The 22424-nt window shown below is 59.6% G+C and carries 21 protein-coding genes; 13 read left to right on the top strand and 8 right to left on the bottom strand.

Annotation, left to right across the window (positions count from 1 at the left end; genetic code table 11):
- Positions 1-7: 7 nt before the first annotated feature.
- The 3 genes from R3D51_03965 (at position 8) to hisF (ending at position 2480) form a co-directional block, all read left to right on the top strand.
- Positions 8-232 carry a hypothetical protein gene (locus R3D51_03965; protein ID MEZ5898630.1) on the top strand — a complete coding sequence of 75 codons (225 nt, stop codon included), beginning with the start codon at positions 8-10 and terminating at the stop codon, positions 230-232.
- A gap of 277 nt (positions 233-509) precedes the next feature.
- A complete protein-coding gene (locus tag R3D51_03960; GenBank protein ID MEZ5898629.1) occupies positions 510-1499 on the top strand; it encodes an MBL fold metallo-hydrolase in 990 nt (329 codons plus the stop codon).
- 189 nt (positions 1500-1688) lie between these two features.
- Positions 1689-2480, top strand: a complete 792-nt coding sequence (gene hisF, locus R3D51_03955) for an imidazole glycerol phosphate synthase subunit HisF (protein ID MEZ5898628.1) — start codon at positions 1689-1691, stop codon at positions 2478-2480.
- Here the strand turns inward: hisF and nth are convergent.
- Positions 2477-3247, bottom strand: a complete 771-nt coding sequence (gene nth / locus R3D51_03950) for an endonuclease III (GenBank protein ID MEZ5898627.1) — start codon at positions 3245-3247, stop codon at positions 2477-2479. The genes hisF and nth overlap by 4 nt on opposite strands.
- A gap of 70 nt (positions 3248-3317) precedes the next feature.
- Between nth and R3D51_03945 the strand changes: the two genes are divergently transcribed.
- Together R3D51_03945 and R3D51_03940 are read left to right on the top strand one after the other, a co-directional pair.
- Complete coding sequence (locus R3D51_03945) at positions 3318-3812, top strand: DUF2244 domain-containing protein (GenBank protein MEZ5898626.1); 495 nt, start codon at positions 3318-3320, stop codon at positions 3810-3812.
- A gap of 77 nt (positions 3813-3889) precedes the next feature.
- Positions 3890-4198 carry a helix-turn-helix domain-containing protein gene (locus tag R3D51_03940; GenBank protein MEZ5898625.1) on the top strand — a complete coding sequence of 103 codons (309 nt, stop codon included), beginning with the start codon at positions 3890-3892 and terminating at the stop codon, positions 4196-4198.
- 92 nt (positions 4199-4290) lie between these two features.
- On the opposite strand, the gene R3D51_03935 is transcribed toward R3D51_03940, so the two are convergent.
- The 3 genes from R3D51_03935 to R3D51_03925 form a co-directional block, all read right to left on the bottom strand.
- On the bottom strand, positions 4291-4686 hold the full coding sequence (locus tag R3D51_03935) for a VOC family protein (protein ID MEZ5898624.1): 396 nt from the start codon (positions 4684-4686) through the stop codon (positions 4291-4293).
- 159 nt (positions 4687-4845) lie between these two features.
- Positions 4846-5454, bottom strand: a complete 609-nt coding sequence (gene leuD, locus R3D51_03930) for a 3-isopropylmalate dehydratase small subunit (GenBank protein ID MEZ5898623.1) — start codon at positions 5452-5454, stop codon at positions 4846-4848.
- A 59-nt stretch (positions 5455-5513) separates the two neighbouring features.
- Positions 5514-5945 (bottom strand): hypothetical protein, encoded by a 432-nt coding sequence (locus R3D51_03925; protein MEZ5898622.1) that lies wholly within the window; start codon positions 5943-5945, stop codon positions 5514-5516.
- 107 nt (positions 5946-6052) lie between these two features.
- On the opposite strand from R3D51_03925, the gene R3D51_03920 reads away from it, so the two are divergent.
- The 7 genes from R3D51_03920 (at position 6053) to phoB (ending at position 14052) form a co-directional block, all read left to right on the top strand.
- On the top strand, positions 6053-7312 hold the full coding sequence (locus tag R3D51_03920; GenBank protein ID MEZ5898621.1) for an ATP-binding protein: 1260 nt from the start codon (positions 6053-6055) through the stop codon (positions 7310-7312).
- 123 nt (positions 7313-7435) lie between these two features.
- Entirely contained in the window at positions 7436-8485 is a 1050-nt protein-coding gene (locus R3D51_03915; protein MEZ5898620.1) for a PstS family phosphate ABC transporter substrate-binding protein, read from the top strand.
- Positions 8486-8596: 111 nt separating this feature from the next.
- A complete protein-coding gene (gene pstC, locus R3D51_03910) occupies positions 8597-9988 on the top strand; it encodes a phosphate ABC transporter permease subunit PstC (GenBank protein MEZ5898619.1) in 1392 nt (463 codons plus the stop codon).
- Positions 9981-11711 (top strand): phosphate ABC transporter permease PstA, encoded by a 1731-nt coding sequence (pstA, locus tag R3D51_03905; protein ID MEZ5898618.1) that lies wholly within the window; start codon positions 9981-9983, stop codon positions 11709-11711. The genes pstC and pstA overlap by 8 nt, the downstream gene beginning before the upstream one ends.
- Positions 11712-11732: 21 nt before the next feature.
- On the top strand, positions 11733-12545 hold the full coding sequence (gene pstB, locus R3D51_03900; protein MEZ5898617.1) for a phosphate ABC transporter ATP-binding protein PstB: 813 nt from the start codon (positions 11733-11735) through the stop codon (positions 12543-12545).
- A 64-nt stretch (positions 12546-12609) separates the two neighbouring features.
- The gene (gene phoU, locus R3D51_03895) at positions 12610-13323 is read left to right on the top strand and encodes a phosphate signaling complex protein PhoU (protein ID MEZ5898616.1); all 714 of its coding nucleotides are present in this window, start codon (positions 12610-12612) and stop codon (positions 13321-13323) included.
- Between the two features lie 30 nt (positions 13324-13353).
- On the top strand, positions 13354-14052 hold the full coding sequence (gene phoB, locus R3D51_03890) for a phosphate regulon transcriptional regulator PhoB (GenBank protein MEZ5898615.1): 699 nt from the start codon (positions 13354-13356) through the stop codon (positions 14050-14052).
- Here the strand turns inward: phoB and R3D51_03885 are convergent.
- Together R3D51_03885 and R3D51_03880 are read right to left on the bottom strand one after the other, a co-directional pair.
- The gene (locus R3D51_03885; protein MEZ5898614.1) at positions 14019-17261 is read right to left on the bottom strand and encodes an efflux RND transporter permease subunit; all 3243 of its coding nucleotides are present in this window, start codon (positions 17259-17261) and stop codon (positions 14019-14021) included. The two genes, phoB and R3D51_03885, sit on opposite strands and share 34 nt — an antisense overlap.
- Positions 17258-18283 carry an efflux RND transporter periplasmic adaptor subunit gene (locus R3D51_03880; protein MEZ5898613.1) on the bottom strand — a complete coding sequence of 342 codons (1026 nt, stop codon included), beginning with the start codon at positions 18281-18283 and terminating at the stop codon, positions 17258-17260. The genes R3D51_03885 and R3D51_03880 overlap by 4 nt, the downstream gene beginning before the upstream one ends.
- Before the next feature lie 300 nt (positions 18284-18583).
- On the opposite strand from R3D51_03880, the gene R3D51_03875 reads away from it, so the two are divergent.
- On the top strand, positions 18584-19222 hold the full coding sequence (locus R3D51_03875) for a toxin-activating lysine-acyltransferase (protein ID MEZ5898612.1): 639 nt from the start codon (positions 18584-18586) through the stop codon (positions 19220-19222).
- A gap of 47 nt (positions 19223-19269) precedes the next feature.
- Here R3D51_03875 and R3D51_03870 read toward each other — a convergent pair whose 3' ends face one another.
- Complete coding sequence (locus tag R3D51_03870; protein ID MEZ5898611.1) at positions 19270-21615, bottom strand: Tex family protein; 2346 nt, start codon at positions 21613-21615, stop codon at positions 19270-19272.
- A gap of 157 nt (positions 21616-21772) precedes the next feature.
- Positions 21773-22423 (bottom strand): ribosome biogenesis GTP-binding protein YihA/YsxC, encoded by a 651-nt coding sequence (gene yihA, locus R3D51_03865; GenBank protein MEZ5898610.1) that lies wholly within the window; start codon positions 22421-22423, stop codon positions 21773-21775.
- Between the last annotated feature and the right edge of the window lies 1 nt (position 22424).

Genomic DNA, 22424 nt, shown 5'->3' with positions numbered 1-22424 from the left:
AGGACAAATGCAAGTCGGTGATACAGTCACGGTGGTTAAGATCCCCGAGGATCTACCCGAGGACAACAAATCGCTGCTGCGGCTCTTCAACGGCTGCCTTGGCAAGCAGTTTCAGATTGCGGCCTTCGACGGTGATCTGGTCGAGCTTCATGTCGGTGAGGCCTTTGGCGACGCCAAGCAGAAGCACAAGATCTGGCTGCCGCAGGACTACCTGAAGCGTGTGCGCGCCTGACGCGTGCGCGCTGGTGCTGCGGCGCGTTTGGCACGCACCTTTGTGCTTTCGAAATGAGCGCAACTTTCGTCTAAGACGTTGGTCTAATCGGAGCACAATTTCACAAAATCGTGCGCGCTTGCCTATAGAATTTCACCATGACTGCGCTTGCGGAAGTCCAGGCTTGAGACGATCAATCGAGCCCTGGACGCGGGCGCGTTAAGTCCGCCTGCGATCGACGAGAATAACCCCGCCTCACTTCAATGGCGGGACGTGAAAACCAGGGAGTGCATCCATCATGATCACGAAAGAATTTTCGCGCCGAGACGCTCTCACCCTCGCGGGTGTCGGGTTGTCGGCTGCGTTTGCCACACGCGTGCTCGGTCCGACGCCTGCGCAAGCGAAAGCGCCCTTCACACAAACCAAGCCGGGCGGATTCTACAACTTCATGCACGGCGATATGCAGGTCTCCGTGGTTTCGGACGGTTTCCTTCCCTTCGGCGATGGCCGCAAGACCATGAAGGAAATGTCGATGGAGGAGATGGCAAAGCATCTGGAAGCCAATTTCCTACCCGTCGACAACATGGTCCTTCAAGAGAACATCACTGTCGTCAACAACGGGTCCAAGATTGCCGTATTCGACACAGGCATGGGCGCTTCCAAGATGTTCGGCGACAATACCGGCCGCCTTCCTGCCAACTTGAAAGCGGCGGGCATCGATCCGGCAAACGTCGACGCTGTCATTCTGAGCCACTGCCATCCCGACCACGCAGGCGGTCTCGTCGATGCGGCGGGTAATTCGGTGTTCCCCAACGCGCAGATCTACGTCAACGAAGCCGACTACAACTTCTGGACGGATGAAAAGCATCTGTCCAACGACGGCCTGAAGGCCTTCGTCGAACTGGCGCGCACGAACCTGCTGCCGCACAAGGACAAGATTACCTTTATCAAGGGTGGCGAAGAGATCATCACCGGCGTCACCGCGTTGCCCGCACCTGGACACACCATTGGGCACACTGCGTTCATGCTGAATTCGGCTAACAAGCCGTTGGCTGTGACCTGCGATACCGGCCACCACCATGTGCTGTTCGTGGAAACGCCCAAGATCGAGTTCGTTTACGACATGGATAGCAAGCAGGCCGTTCAGAGCCGTCTGAAGATGTGGGATATGCTGGCGACGGACCGCATTCCGTTCATCGCCTTCCACTTCCCCTGGCCGGGACTCGGCAATCTCGCCAAGACCGGACCCGATACCTACCGCTTCTTCCAGACGCCGGTAAACACCTGAGGCGAAGTCCCGCAGCACTGCGCTGTTGAGGTCTGATAGGCCGCCCCGCACATTCAAGTGTGGGGCGGCTTTGCTTTGCCGGTTATGCGCACCTTGCCCTTGCAGGCAATTGCGGCTATCCGCGCTGGCACGGCCGGTTCCGCGCCGCGATGTCGGACGGCGCAGAAGTTTGAGAGACGGACCAAATTCATGACCCTGAAAGTGCGCATCATCCCCTGCCTGGACGTGAAAGATGGCCGTGTCGTCAAGGGCATCAACTTCGTTGATCTCATCGATGCGGGCGATCCGGTAGAGGCGGCCGCCGCCTACGACGCGGCAGGGGCTGACGAGCTGTGCTTCCTCGATATCACCGCCAGCCACGAGGACCGGGACAACATTTTCGATATCGTGGAGCGAACGGCGGAACGCTGCTTCATGCCTCTCACCGTCGGCGGCGGCGTGCGTACGGTGGACGACATCCGCAAATTGCTGGAAGCGGGCGCGGATAAGGTCTCGATCAACACCGCCGCCGTGTTCAACCGGCAGTTTGTCAAGGAGGCGTCGGAAAAGTTCGGCGCGCAATGCATCGTGGTCGCCATCGATGCCAAGAGGGTTTCCGCTGAAGGTGATCCACCGCGCTGGGAGATCTTTACCCATGGCGGGCGCAAGCCAACGGGTATCGACGCAGTTGCCTATGCGAAGGAAGTTGTTGCGCTTGGCGCGGGCGAGATCTTACTGACGTCGATGGATCGCGATGGCACCAAGGCGGGATTCGATATCGGTCTGACCCGTGCGATATCGGACGCCGTTGCGGTTCCGGTGATTGCATCGGGCGGCGTCGGCACTCTGGAGCACCTCGTCGAAGGTGTGCGCGACGGCCATGCCAGTGCGGTGCTGGCCGCCTCAATCTTTCACTTCGGAACCTATTCGATCGGCGAAGCCAAGGCGCACATGGCTGAAGCGGGGCTGCCCATGCGCCTCGATAATGAGGCGGATTGCTAGCCTTTCTCAGCAGGCCGCGGCTTGGCCCTGAACTCTGATTTCGGCTCGAAACGACAGTACGAAATGATCGGGCAACGCCAGCATTCTGGGGCGCGTGCTTTGCAGAGATAGCGACCGTGCAGGATCAGCCAGTGGTGTGCGTGAAGCGCGTACTTGGCTGGAATGATCCGCAGAAGATCCTCCTCGACGGCGAGCGGCGTTTTGCCATTCGACAGGCCGATGCGGTTGGCCACGCGAAAGACGTGCGTATCGACGGCCATTGTCGGCTCGCCGAATGCAACGTTCATCACCACATTCGCGGTCTTGCGCCCCACGCCGGGAAGGGTTTCCAGAAGGTCGCGATCGGCGGGCACTTTGCCGCCGTGCTCCAGATTTAATTTCTCAGACAGTGCGATAACGTTTTTTGCCTTGTTCCGATAAAGCCCTATGGTCTTGATGAGGTCACGTACCTTGGCTTCGCCGAGTGCGATCATCTTGGCCGGTGTGTCGGCCAGACGGAACAATTCGCGGGTGGCTTTGTTGACTCCAGCATCCGTGGCCTGCGCGGAAAGGACGACGGCAACCAAGAGTGTGTAGGGGTTCGAGTGCTCCAATTCGCCCTTCGGCTCCGGGTTTTTGCGGGCGAACGCGGCAAAGATCGCTTCTACGTCCTTGGCCGTCAGGGCACCGCTGCGGCCGCGTTTAGGCTGCGAGGCTTTAGCCTTGTTTTTGGAGGACGGGTGTTGTCTGCTTCGGACGGATAGCTTTTCTGAGAGTTTGCGCGACATGCTCTTGGGGCCTCAATCGATGCTGACAAGCAGCTGGAGCGATCACAACGTACGCAATCGGAAACGACTGATGGACGAAAACACACCAGCAGTGCAATCGAACCAACAACAATTCGTATTACATCCTCACAGGTCGCTGACCCCGCGTGGCTTTCTTATCCTCATGGCCGGGATCGGTCTCATCAGCTTCGTGGCCGGTGTGATGTTCGTGATGATTGGGGCGTGGCCGGTCACCGGGTTCTTCGGGCTTGACGTTGCGTTGGTCTATTTCGCGTTCAAGCTGAATTTCCGCTCTGGGCGAATGTACGAGACTATCGACATCACGCCTCAAACCTTGACGTTGACCCGTGTTGATCCAGCCGGTCGACGCCAGAGGTTCGACTTCAACGCATCTTGGGTTCGCGTGCGCCTCACGCAGGATGCCGCAGATGGGCGCAATTCCCTACGCCTTTCGTTGCATGGCCGCGAAGTGACCTTTGCGAAATTTCTCACCGATGATGAGCGTCTGGAACTGGCGCCCGCGCTCAATGCAGCGATTGTATCCGTGCGCGGTTCGCAAATCTGACCAAACGGGTTGTTGACACACAGGGCGGATTATCAGTTTAGATCGTCTCATCAGATCCCCTTGAGACGCTGTAGCCGATGCGCCCAATCGCCCACCCTTCGCTGAGTGAAATTACCTTGCCGTATGTGCTCTATGCGCTGAGCGATCCGATACGGCTGGAAATTGTCCGCCGTTTGAAGGCGGCAGGTGAGGAACTGAGCTGCGCTGATGCGACAGGGGCGGTGCTGCCTAAATCGACGATGTCATTCCACTTCAAGGCACTGCGTGAAGCAGGATTGATCCGCACACGACAGGAAGGCCGAACCAAGTTCAACGAGATACACCCAGGATTTGAAAAACGCTTCCCGGGGTTGCTCAAGGCGATCCTGGCCCAGGTCAAGGACTGAGGCTTTATCGCGCCGGCAGCTGACATGAAAGAAGGGCCGCGCGGATGCACGGCCCTGTGTTGTTTCGATCTTTCCGACTATGGGAAACCCGATTAGTGGAAGCGGCCACCCTTCTGCAGAACCTCGATCTTGTAGCCGTCCGGATCCTGGATGAAGAAAAAGCTGGCGAGCGGCTTGCCCTCAAAGGACATGTGCTTGATGTCGCCCGGCGTGTATCCGGCGGATGCGATCCGTTTGTGCTCGGTGGGAAGATCATCGACGACTACGGCGAGATGGCCGTAGCCGTTGCCGAGATCGTAAGCGTCCGCACGGCCCTTGTTGACCGTGAGTTCGAGTTCGAAGCCCGTCTCCGGGTTGCTCAGATAGACCAGAGTGAAGTCGGGGAAGTCCAAGCGGTCAGCGACCTTGAGGCCAAACGATTTCTCATAAAATGCCACCGAGCGGGCTTCATCCATCACGCGGATCATCGAGTGGACCATCTTTGCCATCGTGCCAAAACTCCCTGTGTTCGTTGAAGCGACGCAGAGCGCTGGGGTTGCTCGCGCGCAATTTTTTAAAAGCTACAGGCCTGGATAACCGCTCGCGGCGTCATCAAGGTAGTAGCGGGGTAAGGTATTGTTGGTCGGGATAGGAGGATGCGCTGCGCTTCAGAGCCAGGGGTGGGTGGCTGCCGCCTTCTCTTCATATGCCTTGATGGCTGCAACCTTCTCCAGCGTCAGGCCGATGTTGTCGAGGCCATTAAGCAGGCAGTGCTTGCGGAACGGATCGATATCGAACTTGATCACGCCGCCGTCGGGACCGCGGATCTCCTGCTTTTCCAGATCGACGGTCAGCGTTGCGTTGGCGCCGCGTTCGGCGTCGTCCATCAGCTTGTCGACATCGGACTGCGGAAGCTTGATGGGCAGAATGCCGTTCTGGAAGCAGTTGTTGTAGAAGATGTCGGCGAAGTCGGGTGCGATCACACAGCGAATGCCGAAGTCGAGAAGCGCCCACGGCGCGTGCTCTCGTGAGGAGCCACAACCGAAGTTGTCGCCGGTCACAAGGATCTGGGCCTTGCGATATTGGGGCTTGTTGAGGACGAAGTCTGAGACCTCCTTGCCACTCGCCGGATCATACCGCATTTCGAAGAACAGCGACTTGCCGAGGCCGGTGCGCTTGATGGTCTTCAAGAACTGCTTGGGAATGATCATGTCGGTATCGATGTTGCGCAAGGGCAGGGGCGCTGCGACACCGTTCAAGACCGTAAACTTTTCCATTTATCTCGTCCTTGTGTGATGAGCCGTTAGGGCCCACTTAAATTCGCGCGCGCACCCGCTCAAGTTCGCAACGCATCTGCCAATGCCCGGAAGAAACCTTCCGCCGACATCAACCGGCTGGCTGTGGCGAAGGCACCGCGCTGCGCGATCATCGCTTGCGGCTCGAAAGGCTCCAGATATTCGAGCCGCCTTTTAACGCCAGCCAGCTTTCGCCCGTCAAGATGGTGGGCGAGTGCCGCGACGATGGTATCGAGGTAGCCCGAAATGCGGCCCAGCTCGCGATGGGCCGACAATAAGTGTTTCTTTTCAGTTGGTTGATGGTCGATATCAATAAATGCCTGAGCAGCCCTGGCAAGGGTAGCTGCGATTTCTTCGGCATAGAGGGCGACTTTGTCTCGCCGCGCGGTGTCGAGCGCGGATATCTGTCCGGCCCAGCGATAAAAGGTCTGAGCGATGGCCAGCAGGTGGCGAGCGTATTCGGAAAGAGGCATGATCCTCGACGGCCAACAGACATGAATGCGCGTTATGATAAGGCTGGCCCTGCAGCACGGGGATAAGTTCGCGCCAGTGGCGCGGGATCGAGGAAAGAGGCCTACGTTTGAAGTTTACGGGAGCACTTTGGCCAGCGGCTGCGGCAGCAGGTTTGGCGGTGATTTCTAGAATGGCCGGCTGGCCGGATGCTCTGGGGACAGGGCTGGCAGGCGTGGCGGCTGGAATGGCCATCGGCACGTACTGGCAAGCACGGCTGGATCGACCCGGACCCAAGAAAGAGAATGTGGAGTCGGTGGCCAGCCGCTCCATGGACAATCTCGCCAGCGTCATCGGTCTCATCGAGCTGCCAGCAATTGCGTTCGACGATAGCTCTTGTGCGGTGGCTTTTAACACCTTGGCCAGCGATCTGTTTCCCAACCTGGAGAAAGGCCAGCCGTTGTCGCGCATCAGCCGGCATCCGGATTTTCTCGGCGCGGTTGCGCTGGTTTACAGCGACGGATTGCCCCGCGTGGTCGAGATCGTCGATCATCTCCCCAACGGCCGACGGCTGCGCGCCAACGTGGCGCCTTTGCAGCTGTCCGGGCCAGGCGGGCGAAACGCCAAGATTTTGGTGCAGTTTCGCGACCTTTCCGAAAAAGATCGTCTTGCCCAGATGCGGTCGGACTTCATCGCCAACGCCTCACACGAATTGCGCACGCCGCTGTCTTCCTTGAGGGGCTTCATCGAGACGCTGGAGGGGCCCGCGAGCGAGGACGCCGAAGCGCGCAGACGCTTTTTGTCGATTATGAGCGCGCAGGCATCACGCATGACACGCATCCTCGACGATTTGCTGTCGCTGAGCCGGATCGAGATGCGCGTGCACGTCCCGCCGACAGGCAACGTTTCCATGGGGCCTGTGTTGAAAGAAGTCTGTCAGGGTCTGGAACCGCTTGCGCAAAATGCTGGCATTACTCTCAATTTCGAGAAGCCGAAGACAGAGTTTCATGTGCGTGGGGAACGCGACGAACTCGTTCAGGTATTTCAAAACCTGATACAGAACGCGATTAAGTACGGACGCAGAGGAGGTCGCGTCGACGTCACCCTCTTCAAGGACGATACGGCAAGTCCCCAGCGACCTCGTGTGCTGGCGACCGTTACCGACGACGGGCCGGGCATTGCCGCCGAGCATCTGCCGCGGCTTACGGAACGGTTTTACCGGGTCGACACAGCCACGAGCCGCGAAAAGGGCGGAACAGGGCTCGGCCTTGCCATCGTCAAGCACATCCTCAATCGACACAGAGGCGATTTGAAGATTTCCAGCGAGGTAGGCAAGGGCTCAAAATTCACCGTTACCCTCGATCTCATGAAGTCAAAATATGATATATAATTCAATATATTAATATGTCATAAAAGGTTTGCGTAAAAGGGCTAGAAGGCTTCCGAGCACAAGACTCCAGGGGTGGGCGATCCGCTGCCTGGACAACAATGCAAGAGGAGCTTTCTAAAGCCCATGACTAAAATTATCGCCCGCGCGGCGGCTGTCGCAGTTGCTGTGACCTCCTTCACTGGCATCGCAATGGCTCGCGATCAGATCCGCATTGTCGGCTCTTCGACTGTCTATCCCTTTACGACCGCAGTTGCGGAACAGTTCGGCAAGGCCAATGGCGGCAAGACGCCGATCGTGGAATCGACCGGCACCGGCGGCGGCATGAAGATTTTTTGTGAGGGTGTCGGCGAGGACAAGGCCGACGCGACGAACGCTTCGCGCCGGATCAAGAAATCGGAATTCGAGCTATGCGCCAAGAACGGCGTAACCGAGATCGTCGAGATCAAGGTCGGAATCGACGGCCTGACGGTGGCCCAATCCAAGCAGGGCCCGGCCATCAAACTGACACGCAAGCAGCTTTTTCAGGCGCTGGCCGAGCAGGTTCCCGATAAGGACGGCAAGCTCGTCGCCAACCCCTACAAGAACTGGTCGGACATCGACCCGGCCCTTCCGAACGTCAAAATCGAAGTTCTTGGACCTCCGCCCACCTCGGGCACGCGCGACAGCTTCCACGAGCTGATCATGGAGAAGGGCGCCGACGAGTTCGACAGCTTGAAGGCTCTCAAGAAGGAAGATTCCAAGGCTTTCGATGCGGTCTGGAAGTCGATGCGCAAGGATGGCGCCTACATCGAAGCAGGTGAGAACGACAACGTGATCGTTCAGAAGCTCGAAGCCAACAATAACGCCTTTGGTATCTTTGGTTTCTCGTTCCTGGAAGAGAATACCGCGAAGCTCAAAGGCGTTCCGATCGAGGGCGTCGAGCCGACCTACGACAACATTTCGAGCGGCAAGTACAAAGGTGCCCGCGATCTCTACATCTACATCAAGAAGGCGCACGTCGGTGTGATCCCCGGCCTCGACAAGTTCGTTGCCGAGTACGTCTCCGACAAGGCTCTTGGTGCAGATGGCTATCTGGCCGACAAGGGTCTCGTGACCCTGCCCAAGGGTGCGTTGGATAGCGTGAAAAAGACCGCCAGCTCCATGGAGCCGCTCAAGGGTGACGACCTGCACTAAGCGGGCGAGCACGAAGAGCGTTCTGGGTGGCCGGGCTTTTGCCCGGCTGCCCAACAAGACTAGCAAGCGCACGCAAGGTCTCCTTGCCGTACGCAGTGTGGGAAGGTGCGGATGACGGCCTACTATCTTCTGGCCATGGCAGTGTTAACCGTAGCGGGCTTCTTCGTTGCGCGCACGCGGGCGGTCTCGGTCGCTGGTGGCCGCCCTTCGGTGCTGCATTCGCTGCCGCAATATCACGGCCTTTATGCTTCCGTTCTTGTTCTCGCGTCCATGATGGCGCTGCTGGCCTTAGGCGAGCCGCTGATAGATTGGCTGGCCCAGGAAGCGGCGCTGAAGGGCCTCCCGGCCGACGTCACCGGCGATGCCATGCGCAGCCAAGCGGTCTTGCGCGATATCGCAAATGTCGTTTCCGGCAGTTTCTCAAGTGCAGATAAGCCGGAGCTCGCTGCCGCGGCCGAGGCCTACGGTCACGTCAAAACGATCGGATCGTGGGGATTGCTGGTGGCGGGTCTCGCGCTCGGCGCGGGGGCCTTGATGTTCGGTTCGTCGCGGGTGTCGCGCAGCTTTCGCGCGCGAAACGCTTTCGAACGTGCTGTCGAAATCATTTTGATGGCATGTGCGGCCATCGCGATTCTCACGACGGTCGGCATTCTTTTCTCGTTGATTGGCGAGACCTATCGCTTCTTTTTCGATCCTTCGATCAAGGGAAAGCCCGGGGTGCTCGATTTTCTTTTCGGCACCGATTGGAACCCGCAGGCTGCCATGCGCGCCGATCAGGGCAGCTTCTCCACGGCATACGGATTCGTGCCGCTGCTGACGGGCACCCTGCTGATCACCATGATCGCCCTGCTCGTGGCGGGGCCTCTGGGGCTGTTCTCTGCGATCTATTTGGCCGAATACGCCAGCCCGAAGACGCGCGCGATCTTCAAACCAGTGCTTGAAATTCTAGCTGGCATTCCAACCGTGGTGCTCGGGTTCTTCGCCGCGCTCACCGTAGCGCCCTACATTCGCGGCTGGGGTGAATACTTCGGTCTCGACATCGCATCAGAGAGCGCGCTCGCGGCCGGTCTCGTCATGGGCATGATGATCATTCCGTTCATCTCTTCGCTGTCCGACGACGTCATCAACGCTGTGCCGCAGTCCATGCGCGATGGCGCCTATGCTCTTGGGGCGACGAAGTCCGAAGCCATCAAGCAGGTTGTGCTTCCTGCCGCGCTTCCGGGTATCGTAGCAGCCTTCATGCTCGCCATCAGTCGCGCCATTGGCGAAACCATGATCGTCGTCATGGCAGCTGGTCTGGCTGCGAACCTGACGTTCAACCCGCTTGAAGCGGTGACGACGATTACCGTTCAGATCAAGACTATTCTCGTCGGTGATCAGGAGTTCGATAGCGCCAAGACGCTGGCCGCGTTCGCGCTGGGCTTCGTGTTGTTCTTCATCACACTGGCCTTGAACTTCATCGCGCTCAAGGTGGTTCGGAGGTATCGCGAACAATATGAGTGACCTCACCACAACAACTAGCCCGGCGCACACACCGCGCACGCGGGATCCGAAGAAAGCGGCGTTCTTGCGCAAGCGGTACCGCGCGGAAGCACGCTATCGCAGTTACGGCATGATTTCGCTGACGATCTCGACGCTCTTTCTCGTCGCCTTGATGAGCAACATCCTGGCGACGGCGTGGCCGGCATTCTGGACTCATTCTCTCGTTGTGGACGTTCCGCTGCAGGCGGACGTCATAGATCCGGAAAACAAGCGTTCCGAAGACGTCCTGCGCGCCGCCGACTACATGGCTGTCACGCGCAACGCGCTGGAGCAGGCTTTGCCAGGCATCGAAGGCCGGGCGCCGCGCAAGACGTTGCGTGAATTGTTGAGCTCAGGCGCTTCCGACGACGTTCGCGCAACGGTCCTCGCAGATCCGGATCTCATCGGCAAGACGGTCAAGATGCCATTGCTTCTTGCGGACGACGCCGATCTTTACATGAAGGGCGCGGAGACCGGCATCACGCATTTGACGACTCTAGGCACCGCCACGCCGAGTGCTGCGACCGGCGATGTGACGGTGATATCGACAGGTAAGGACTTCGCGCCTCTGCTTGCGGAGATCAAGAGCGACCTCACCCAGCGTGCGATCGAACTGCGCAAGCGCGCCGATCGCATCGAAGCGCGTACCGGAGATAAGACCGCCGAGCCCGTTGTTCAGTTGCGCTCGGAAGCCGACGAGTTCCAAAAACGCGCAGATGCAGCAAGCCTTGAAGAAGATTTAGACGGAAACGTCCCGAGTGTGATGGTGGAGATCAACGGCGGCGTTGTGAAGGCCACCAAACTGTCGGAAAGCGTCATCTCGGGCGAAGCCTACATTCCGCTCAAGTCGACGGATGCCGCCGCTCCAGGAGCATGGCGCATCGCGACCTACACCACGCCGGAGTCGAGCCGCGCCGTCGGCGACCGCAAAGTGGCGTTCCTCGATCACCTTGCCAGCGCGGGTCTGATCCAGAAATCGTTCAACTGGCGTTTCTTTACGTCGGGTGACAGCCGCGAGCCCGAGCTCGCCGGTATCCGCGGCGCAGTCGTCGGCTCGATCCTCACATTGCTCGTCACTTTAGGGCTTTGCCTTCCGATCGGTGTCCTCGCGGCGATCTACCTTGAAGAGTTCGCGCCTAAGAATAGGCTCACCGATTTCATCGAGATCAACATCAACAACCTCGCGGCGGTACCCTCCATCGTGTTCGGTCTGCTCGGGCTTGCGGTGTTTTTGAACTTCTTTGGTTTCCCGCGGTCTGCCCCGCTCGTCGGCGGGTTGGTGCTGGCCTTGCTGGTGCTGCCGACTATCATCATCTCAGCGCGCGCAGCGTTGCGCGCTGTCCCGCCCTCCATTCGCGAAGGCGCGCTCGGGATCGGCGCATCCAAGCAGCAGGCGATTTTCCATCACGTTTTGCCGCTGGCTACGCCCGGCATCATGACAGGCAGCATCATCGGCATGGCGCACGCCTTAGGTGAGACCGCGCCGCTGCTGATGATCGGCATGGTGGCGTTCATTGTCGATGTACCCAAGAGTTTGACGGAAGCGGCAACTGTTCTTCCGGTACAGATCTACCTTTGGTCGGATCTTCCCGAAGTTGCCTTCAAATACAAAACGGCAGCGGCCATCGTTGTGCTGCTTGTCATCCTGTTCCTCATGAATGGCGCTGCCATATGGTTGCGCCGCCGCTTCGAGCGGCGCTGGTAACGAATGAAAGAAGGATTGGCCATGAACATGTCCGTTTCAGTGGCTCTGCCGCGCGAGACCAGGCAATTGGGGCATCGCGCCGTCAAGGTCGTCGCCTCCGACGTCAACGTTCACTATGGCGAAAAGCACGCTTTGAAGAACGTATCCATCGAAATCCCGGAACGTTCGGTGACGGCATTCATCGGGCCGTCGGGTTGTGGCAAGTCGACCTTCCTGCGCTGCATAAATCGTATGAACGATACGGTCGCTTCTGCGCGCGTCTCCGGCAAGATCCTGATCGACGGCGAGGACATCTACGATCCCGCAATCGATCCGGTTGAACTTCGGTCTCGGGTGGGCATGGTTTTTCAAAAGCCCAATCCGTTTCCCAAGTCGATCTATGAGAATGTGGCCTATGGCCCGCGCATTCATGCGCTCGCGTCCAGCAAGGCGGAACTCGATCAAATCGTCGAGCAAAGCCTGCGGAAGGCGAGCCTGTGGGAGGAGGTGAAGGATCGGTTGAACGATTCCGGCACCGGACTTTCGGGTGGCCAGCAGCAGCGGTTATGCATCGCGCGCACCATCGCGATAGATCCGGAAATAATTTTGATGGATGAGCCCTGCTCCGCGCTCGATCCGATCGCCACCGCGCGCATCGAAGAGCTGATGGAAGAGCTGCGCCAGAAGTTCACGATCATCATCGTCACGCACTCGATGCAGCAGGCTGCTCGCGTTTCTCAGCGAACGGCATTCTTCCATCTGGGAACGCTTGTCGAGGAAGGGGAGACGACCGCGATCTTCACCAATCCGAAGGACCAACGCACTCAGGACTACATCACCGGCCGTTTCGGCTGATCGAAACATGGCTTAGGGGCTTTCACCCCGTCACGCACGACGAGAACGAGGCAAGGAAAAATCGATGGCCGAACATATCGTCAAATCCTACGAAAACGAACTTGCCGCGCTTGATCGCAGCATTGGTCAGATGGGCGGGCTCGCCGAGCAGCTCCTTGGCCAGGCGTTCGATGCGCTCGAGCAGCGTAATCCCTCGCTTGCCGACCAGGCCGCCGCCAGCGACCATCTGATCGATGAGCTGCAATCGCAGCTCGAGGAGCAGGTCGTTGCAATGATCGCGCGCCGTCAGCCGATGGCGAACGATCTTCGTCAGGTGCTCGCGGTGTTGAAGGTAGCGGGTGATTTGGAGCGCATCGGGGATCTTGCAAAGAACATCGCCAAACGTGCGGGCACCATCGCGGTCGCGTCGCATCCCAAGCCGCTCATTCTCGGCCTGCGCCATATGTATGAACTGGCCGCACACAGCCTGAAGGGTGCGCTCGATGCCTATGCAGCGCGCGACGACGCTAAAGCCATTGAAATCTGGCACGACGACCAGCGTATCGACGCGCTCTACAACTCCCTGTTCCGCGAAATGCTCACGTACATGATGGAGGATCCGCGCAACATCGGAATGTGTACGCATCTGCTGTTCGCGGCAAAGAACATCGAACGCATCGGCGATCACACGACAAATATCGCAGAGACGGTGCATTTCCTCGCGCGCGGCTATCCTCTGACCGAGGAACGCCCCAAGCACGACAATACAAGCTCGACCCTCATCGAGAAGGCGGGCTGAGGAAGAGAATAGAGTACGGACTGAAACGATATGGCTGCTAGAATTCTGATCGTCGAAGACGAAGAGGCGCTGGTAACACTGATCAGCTACAACTTGGAAGCGTCGGGGTATCAGGTCGTTACAGCGTCGACAAGCGATGATGCTGCGTTCATGCTCAAGGATAGCCCGCCTGATCTGGTCATCCTGGACTGGATGCTTCCAGGAACATCGGGCATAGAGATCTGTCGCCAGATTCGTGCAAATCCGGCGACGCGCAATCTGCCCGTCATCATGCTGACGGCACGCGGCGAGGAAGCCGACAGATTGCGCGGCCTGGCGACGGGTGCCGACGATTACATGGTCAAACCCTTTTCGGTTGCCGAGTTGATGGCTCGCGTGAAAGGCTTGTTACGCCGTGCCGCGCCTGAGAAAACGGCGGACGTTCTGCAGAAGGGCGGCATTTCCATCGACCGGCAGGCTCACCGGGTTACGCGCGGTTCGCGCGAAATCTTGCTGGGGCCGACGGAATACCGCCTGCTTGAGTTCTTCATGCAGAGTGCCGGCCGGGTGCTTTCGCGCGCGCAACTGCTCGACAACGTGTGGGGACACACCACGGAGGTCGATGAGCGTACCGTCGATGTGCACGTCGGCCGCTTGCGCAAGTCGATCGTTCGCGGGACAGAAATCGATCCCATCCGTACCGTTCGCGGTGCAGGTTACGTTTTCGACGACAAGCCCTCGGCCGTCTGATCCAGCGTCTTCCCGTCATCGCGCAGCACCACATAGATGGCCGGGATGACGAGCACCGTCAGCAATGTCGACGACGCAAGGCCGAACAGCAGCGAAATGGCCAAGCCCTGGAAGATCGGGTCAGCCAGGATCACGGCTGCGCCGATCATGGCGGCAAGCGCCGTCAGAAGGATCGGTTTGAAGCGGATCGCGCCAGACTCCAGTAGAACCTGACGCAACGGTGCGCCGTCTTTGCGTCGTTCGCGAATGAAGTCCACCAGCAGGATTGAGTTGCGCACGATGATGCCGGCGAGCGCGATGAACCCGATCATCGAGGTCGCCGTGAAGGGTGCCGCGAACAACCAGTGTCCGAGCATGATGCCGATGAGCGTCAGCGGGACCGGCGTCAGGATGACAAGCGGGAGCTTGAACGATCCAAACTGCGCCACCACCAGAACGAAGATACCGAGCAGCGCGACGGCGAATGCAGCGCCCATGTCGCGAAAGGTGACATAGGTGACTTCCCATTCCCCGTCCCACAACAGCACCGGCGTCTTGGTGCTTTCGGGTTGCCCGTGGAATGCAATCTTTGGCTTGGGAAGGTCGCCCCAGTCGATCTTGTCGAGCTCGTCGGCAACCGCCAGCATACCGTAAACGGGAGCCTCGAACGCGCCTGCAAGCTCTCCCATTACCATTTCGGCCGGACGACCGTTGTGGCGGAAGATTGGGAACGAAGCTTTTTCGTTGGAGACTTTCACGACATCGCCCAGTTCAACGATATCGCGTTCGCCCGGCAGAGCATTGGCGGGAACGGGCGTCGTCAGCGCAAGTTGCCCGATGGAAAGATCGCGCTTTGGAACCTGGACGGCAATCTCGACCGGATGGCGGCCGCCGCCCTTGTGGGAGTAGCCGACAGGCACGCCGCCGAAGTACGACTTGATGGTGTCGTAGACGTCGCTTTCCTCCACCTTGTAGAATTCGAGCTTGTCGTGGTTGATCGACATGCGCACGCGGGGAGCCTGGATGCCGTAGCTTACGTCGTCGTCGACAATGTAGGGCACGGCGCGGAAGGCCTCGCGAACCTTGTTTGCGACCGCGCGGCGCTGCTCGGGCGTGTCGCCGTAGATCTCGGCTAGCAAAGTGGCAATGACCGGCGGGCCAGGGGGAACTTCGACAACCTTGACCACCGTGTCTTTTGGCATCGGCAGGCCTTCCAGCAATTTGCGAACTTCCAATGCGATGGCATGGCTCGTGCGGTCACGCTCGCTCTTGGGTGACAGATTGATCTGCAGATCGCCCTGCTGGGGCTCGTTGCGCAGATAATAGTGGCGGACAAGTCCGTTGAAATTGAACGGTGCTGCAGTCCCGGCGTAGGCCTGGATCGAGGTCAGCTCGGGCAGTACGGAAATCCGTTCCGCCGCAGCTTGCAAAACACGGTCCGTTTCTTCCAGTGACGCTCCGCGCGGCAGATCGACGACGACCTGAAGCTCCGACTTGTTGTCGAAGGGAAGCAGCTTGACCGTGACGGACTTGGTGTAGAGCAACACGAGCGAGGCCAGCGTGGCGATGCCGATGGTGAGCAAGAATGCCCACGCGCGCGCCTTGGTGGCCAGGATCGGACGGGCAACCGCGGTGTAGAGTCGGCCCAACACGCCGCCTGAGCTGTCGCCTTCATCGTGATGCGCAGGCGCCTTGCCGCTAAAGCGCAGCATCAGCCAGGGGGTAACGATCACCGCCACGAAGAAGGACAGGATCATCGCCGCCGACGCATTGGCGGGAATCGGGCTCATGTAGGGCCCCATCAGCCCCGACACGAACAGCATGGGCAGAAGCGCGGCGACCACGGTGAGGGTTGCGACGATGGTTGGGTTGCCGACTTCGGCAACGGCGTCGATGGCAGCATCCACACGATTGCGGCCGTCGTGCATGGCCCAGTGTCGTGCAATGTTCTCGATCACCACAATGGCGTCATCGACCAGAATGCCGATAGAGAAGATAAGCGCGAAAAGGCTCACGCGGTTGATGGTGTAACCAAGAAGCCAGGACGCGAACATCGTGAGCAGGATCGTCGCAGGAATAACGACAAGCACCACCGCGCCCTCGCGCCAGCCGATGGCAACGGCGACAAGCAAAACGATGGAAAGTGTCGCGAGCCCCAAGTGAAATAGAAGTTCGTTGGCTTTCTCATTGGCGGTTTCGCCGTAATTGCGGGTAATCGTGACATCGACGTCGTCGGGAATGAGGTCTCCCTTCAATTCCTGCAAACGATTGAGGACTTCCTCTGAGATAACGACGGCGTTCGCGCCTGCGCGCTTGGCGATGGCAAGCGTGACGGCGGGTGTGCGCTCTAGCTTTCCGTTCTCCGATTTGGCGAAGTTCCAAGCCTGATGTTCCACCGGCTTCGCGCCGACGATGACGTTTGCGACGTCGCTCACGTAGACAGGGCGGCCGTCGCGCGCGGTAATCAGCAGTTGGCCGATGTCAGGGATGCCCTGCAATGTCTGCCCGGCGGCAACCTCAAGGCTGGAATTGGCTTCCCTCACGCGACCGGCGAGGAATGAGCGGTTAGCCTCGCGGACCTTGCCGACAAGTTGCGCCAGCGTGACACCGTAAAGCGACAAGCGTTCAGGATCGGGCTCGACTCGGATTTGATCGGGCCGCCCACCCGCAATGAATGACAGACCGATATTATCGAGCTTGGCCAACTCGACCTGTAGATCCTCTGCCATGTGATACAGGGCATTATCTGTGAAGTGCGTCACGCCCGCCTTGGGCGAGAGGGTCAGCGTCAGGATCGCGACATCGTCGATCCCGCGACCTATGATCAGGGGCTCGGGAATTCCGGTTGGAATGCGGTCGTAGTTGGCGCGCACCTTCTCATGCACGCGCAGGATGGCTTCGTCCGACGACGTGCCGACGAAAAAGCGCGCCGTAACCACCACGCGGTCGTCGATGGTGTTGGAATAGACGTGCTCGACGCCGTTTATAGCTTTGACGATCGTCTCCAATGGCTCGGTGACGAGCTTCACCGCGTCGGGTGCTTTAAGTCCGTCAGCAGTGACGAAGATGTCGACCATGGGAACGGAAATCTGCGGCTCCTCTTCACGCGGAAGCATGATGAGCGCGATGAGACCAAGCGCGAGCCCAGTCAGCAGGAATAGCGGCGTCAACGGCGAGCGGATGAAGGCGCGCGTGAGGCTGCCCGATATACCCAGGGATTTTCCGCTCATGGCTGCACCAGCTTGTCGCCGTCAGCCACGCCAGCGAGAATCTCGATGGATTTCTGGCCGTTTGCACCGGTTACGGTGCGGCCAAGCTGCACCGCTACATCCTGCGGGGAGCCCGCTTGCGTTGCGAGCCGCACATAGTCGAGCCCATAGCGGCGAAAGACATACTGCGCGGGCACCACAAATGCCGTGCGCTCACCCGCGGAAATCCACGTCAAGACCCGCTCGCCGACGAAATAATTGCCAAGGCCGGGAGCCTCGGCGTCGGCAATGACACGGCCGTTGTTCAACTGCGGATAAACTTGCGTGATCTTGCCTTCGGTGACGTTATTGCCAGGGCTTTCCAGCTCGCGGCCACCGATCCGAATGACATCTCCCTTCTTCATGAAGCGGGCATGGCGTTCGGGAACCTCCACGCGAAGCAGATACTCGTTTGCCGCGATGGTCGCGATGCTTTCGCCCATCAATACGACCGAGCCTACGGTGACGGGGACGCGCAACACACGGCCCGAAGAGGGTGCCAAGACTTCACCCTCAGATGCCTGCGTTTCCACAACTGCGCGTTCGGCCTGGGCGGCCTTGAGATCGTTGGTGGCGACATCGAAGGCGGTCTGCGCTTGATCGACCCGTGCCTGCGCCGTCACTCCGCGGGCGGCAAGCTGTTTGGCGCGTTCAAGTTCTGCTTGGGCGGTTTCGGTGCGAGACTTGGCGGCCACGATCTGTGCTTCGATCGCCTTCACGCGCAGGGCGAGTTTGGGATCGGTGACGAGTGCTAGAACCTTGCCGGGTTCAACCTCATCGCCCTCATCGACGTTCAGTGTCGCGATTGTGCCGCCGGTGCGCACGCGCGCTTCTACGACGTCGCGGCTTCTCACCGTGGCGTAGACGGATTTGAAGTCTTCCACCTGGCTTGCGTGGACCTGGAAGGTCTCGCTCCCGGTCGATTGGCTGTCTGCCTTAGCCGTAGCGGCCCAGGCGGCTGCCGTGAGCAGGGTAATCATCAAGCGCGCGACAGGAGATAACATCTATATTTCAGCCTCTTATTGGTCTCGTTCGGCGGCCGGTCAGGGACCGAATACTGTAATATTAGAATATTCTAATGTTTGATGAGAGCGAGTGCAAGCCTCGCGGCTGTGGGGGCAGCTTTTGTCGCGATGAGACCGAATCACTGTACTGACAGATGGCCCGGTTTTCAGGCGCGCACCAGCGTTTGGGTGTATGCTTTGATGCCAGTCGGATCTGGTGGATCTGGCGACTGTCGTCGCAAAAATGGCGCGGGCGTTTCGTATGAAGGGCAAATTGGATTTCTAAAGCGGAGGTTCGCTATGGCTTTGTGGTCGAAGAAGACACCCACGACTCCGGGTTCTCCCGCAGGAGCCGCGCCCTCCACGCCGCCGCCAGTTCAGCCCGCGGCGCCTTCGCAGCAAGCCGGATCACCGGGCCCGGCACCCGCTGCCACTCCGGCAGAGGAGCTCTCAGAGGAAGCGCGCCGGAACGCGATGATGCTTTCAAAGTCGCTGATGGCAGCCTTCGGTCAGATCACGACGATTTTGATGCGCACCACCGATTATCGCGGAAAGACCTTGGCGGATCTCGAATGGCTGGCGGCCCCCGCCGTCACCACGGGTCAGTTTGCCGTTCTTGAAGCGCAGTCAAAAGCCAACGGCATGACCGCGCCTGTCGGCCTACTGATGTGGGCGTTTGTTTCGCCCGAAGTCGATCAGCGCCTGCGAAAAGATCCCAACCAGCCGATCAAGCTTGAGCCAAAGGAATGGAAGAGCGGCGACATCCTCTGGGTCGTCGAAGCGATCGGAGAGGCAAGCCTGTTGCAGGCCATGCTTCAGAATGCTGTGGCCAGGGAATGGCGCGGCCGTCCCGCCAACCTGCGGGTGCGTCAGCAAGACGGCAGCTTCAAGATCGCTCTTCTCAAGGAACGCGGCCCCGGCGAACAGCCGCCCACCTAGCAACTCAGTCGCACTACGCCCATGGCAATCGAGCTGATACAAGCGGATCAGCTCTTACCTTGTTCACGCGCGCGGCGCAGTGCGGCGGCAAGCGCGGATTCGCCCTGGGGTTCTGAGCGCCCGCCACCATGACCGCCACCTGTGCCACGCCCTCCGCCCTGACCGTGGCGGCTCTCCGTACGGGGGCTTGAGCGCATATCGGCCTGGCGCGGCGTGCCACTTGTTTGATCGATGGCCCCTGACTTCATGGTCAGCGCGATACGTTTGCGGTCAACATCGACATCCTTCACGCGCACCTTGACCACGTCACCGGCTTTCACCACCTCGCGGGGATCTTTAACGAAGCGATCCGCCAGCTCGGACACGTGGACGAGGCCGTCCTGGTGAACGCCAATGTCCACAAAGGCGCCGAATGCGGTGACATTCGTGACGACACCTTCGAGCGCCATGCCGGGCTTCAGGTCAGAGATTTTTTCTACGCCTTCTTTGAACTCCGCCGTCTTGAACTCGGGCCGCGGATCGCGTCCAGGCTTTTCAAGCTCCGCGATGATGTCGGTCACGGTTGGAATACCGAAACGCTCATCGGCAAACTGGCTGGGCTTCAGCGTTTTGAGAAATTGTCGATCGCCAATCATCGTTTTCAGCGGTCGCTTGGTGGCGTCAGCGATACGCTCCACGACGTCGTAGGCTTCAGGGTGAACGGCGCTTGCGTCGAGCGGATTTGTACCGTTCATGATGCGCAGGAAGCCGGCCGCTTGCTCAAATGCCTTGGGTCCGAGGCGTGACACCTTCTTGATGTCGGTGCGCTTCTTGAAGGCTCCGTTCTCGTTACGGTGAGCGACGATGTTTTGGGCAATCGTCGTGTTGAGACCGGCAACGCGGGCAAGCAATGGCGCCGACGCCATGTTGACGTCAACACCAACGGAATTCACGCAGTCCTCGACGACCGCGTCGAGTGAGCGGGCAAGTTCAGGCTGGTTGACGTCGTGCTGATATTGGCCGACGCCGATGGCCTTGGGTTCGATCTTGACGAGCTCGGCCAGAGGATCTTGCAAACGGCGCGCAATCGACACGGCACCGCGCAACGAAACATCGAGATTGGGGAACTCGCCGGCGGCAAGCTCGGAGGCCGAATAGACCGACGCTCCCGCTTCCGACACCATCACCTTGGTGAGACGGGCGTCGGGCAGTTTCTTGATCAGCTCGCCCGCAAGCTTGTCGGTTTCCCGGCTGGCGGTTCCGTTGCCGATCGCGATAATGTCCACCTTGTGCTTCAGGCACAGCGCGCCGAGCGTCGCGAGCGCGCCATGCCAGTCGTTGCGTGGCTCATGTGGATAGACGGTCGCCGTGTCGAGCAACTTGCCGGTGGCATCGACGACAGCGACCTTGACGCCGGTGCGGATGCCAGGATCAAGCCCCATGGTGACACGCGCGCCGGCAGGCGCGGCAAGCAGCAAGTCCTTCAGGTTTGCTTTGAACACGTCGATGGCGGCGGTGTCGGAGCGTTCCTTGAGACGCACCATCAGATCGATAGCCAGCGACACGTGCAGTTTCGTCTTCCACGCCAGCCGCGCCGTATCGGCGAGCCAACGGTCGGCGGCGCGTCCGCGGTCTGCTATTCCGGTCGCCGACATGACTTTCAGCTCAGCGGGATGCGGGCGTCCCTCTTCGCTTTCGACATCCAGATCGAGATCGAGGATGCCCTCATTGCGTCCACGCAAGAGCGCCAGCGCGCGGTGAGATGGCATGTCGTGAATCGATTGCGAGAAGTCGAAGTAATCGGAGAATTTCGCGCCTTCGGTCTCCTTGCCTTTGATGACCTTGGACGCAATCGAGCCCGACGACCAAAGCCACTCGCGCAGGTCGCCGACCAATTTGGCGTTCTCGCCGATGCGCTCGATGATGATGGCGCGCGCGCCGTCGAGGGCCGCTTTAGTATCGGCGACACCTTTTTCATTATCGAGGAATGCTTCCGCCTCCTTGGCCGGGTCGAGCATCGGATTGGAGAGCAGCGCTTCCGCCAACGGTTCAAGACCGGCCTCACGCGCAATTTGCGCCTTCGTGCGGCGCTTTGGCTTAAATGGCGCGTAAAGATCTTCCAGCTCCACTTTGCTTTCGGCGCCGGCGATGGCGCGCTGCAGCTCGGGCGTCATTTTGCCTTGTTCGGTGATGCTCTTGATCACGGTGCCGCGGCGGTCTTCAAGATCGCGCAGATAGCCAAGACGCTCTTCGAGCTTGCGCAGTTGAGTGTCGTCCAGCCCGCCCGTCTTTTCTTTCCGGTAACGCGCGATGAACGGCACGGTGGCGCCTTCGCCGAGCAGCTCGACGGCCGCTGCGACCTGATTGATCTGCACGTTGAGTTCGCTGGCGATGCGGGCGTTAATGGGGTCCAAGCGAAAGGTCCTTTCACGGCGTGGAAGTTGGCGCGGGCGTTATACCGCCATGCGCCGGGCCACGCCAATCGCCTCGCGCCGTCTGCTAACAGGCTCGTTCGCGACCGGTTGAGACTTGTAGTCGAGCTGTTCCAAACTCTAGCGGTTGTCCAGGCGATCAAGCGTGCTGCATCAAAAGGCGTGCAATGGTGCCGCGAAGAATATCAATGCCCGTGCCCTTTTCCGACGACGTGACAATGATTTCAGGATAAGCGGCGGCGTGCTTTCCCAAAGCCTGGCGGGTCGCTTCAGCGACTTTTTCCAGCTCGGCCCGACTGACTTTGTCCGCCTTGGTGAGCACGCCCTGGTAGGAAACGGCTGCGCTGTCGAGAAGCGCCAGAATGTCGTTGTCGGCCGTTTTGATGCCGTGGCGCGCATCGATCAGGACGAACACGCGCAGCAGCGTGCGCCGTCCGGCAAGATATCCGCGCAGAACCTTGTTCCAGGCGGCTACCTTGTCCTTGGGTGCTTCGGCAAATCCGTAGCCGGGCATGTCGACGATATAAAGCGAAGCGGCGGGCAGCGTGAAGAAGTTGAGGTCTTGTGTGCGGCCCGGGGTGTTGGAGGCGCGCGCCAGCTGGCGCTGACCGACAAGCGCGTTGATGAGCGTGGACTTGCCGACGTTCGAGCGCCCGGCGAACGCAATCTCGGGGCGATCGTCGGGCGGCAGATGGTTGAGATCAGGCGAGCCGCGAGAAAAATCCCAAGGCTGCGTGAAGATCAAACGGCCGGTCTCGATCTCTTCGTCGGTGAGCGTGCCGTCCTGCATT

Source organism: Hyphomicrobiaceae bacterium (genome assembly GCA_041397645.1).
Lineage (GTDB): Bacteria > Pseudomonadota > Alphaproteobacteria > Rhizobiales > Hyphomicrobiaceae > Hyphomicrobium_B.
This window is presented reverse-complemented; position numbering and strand designations above follow the sequence as displayed.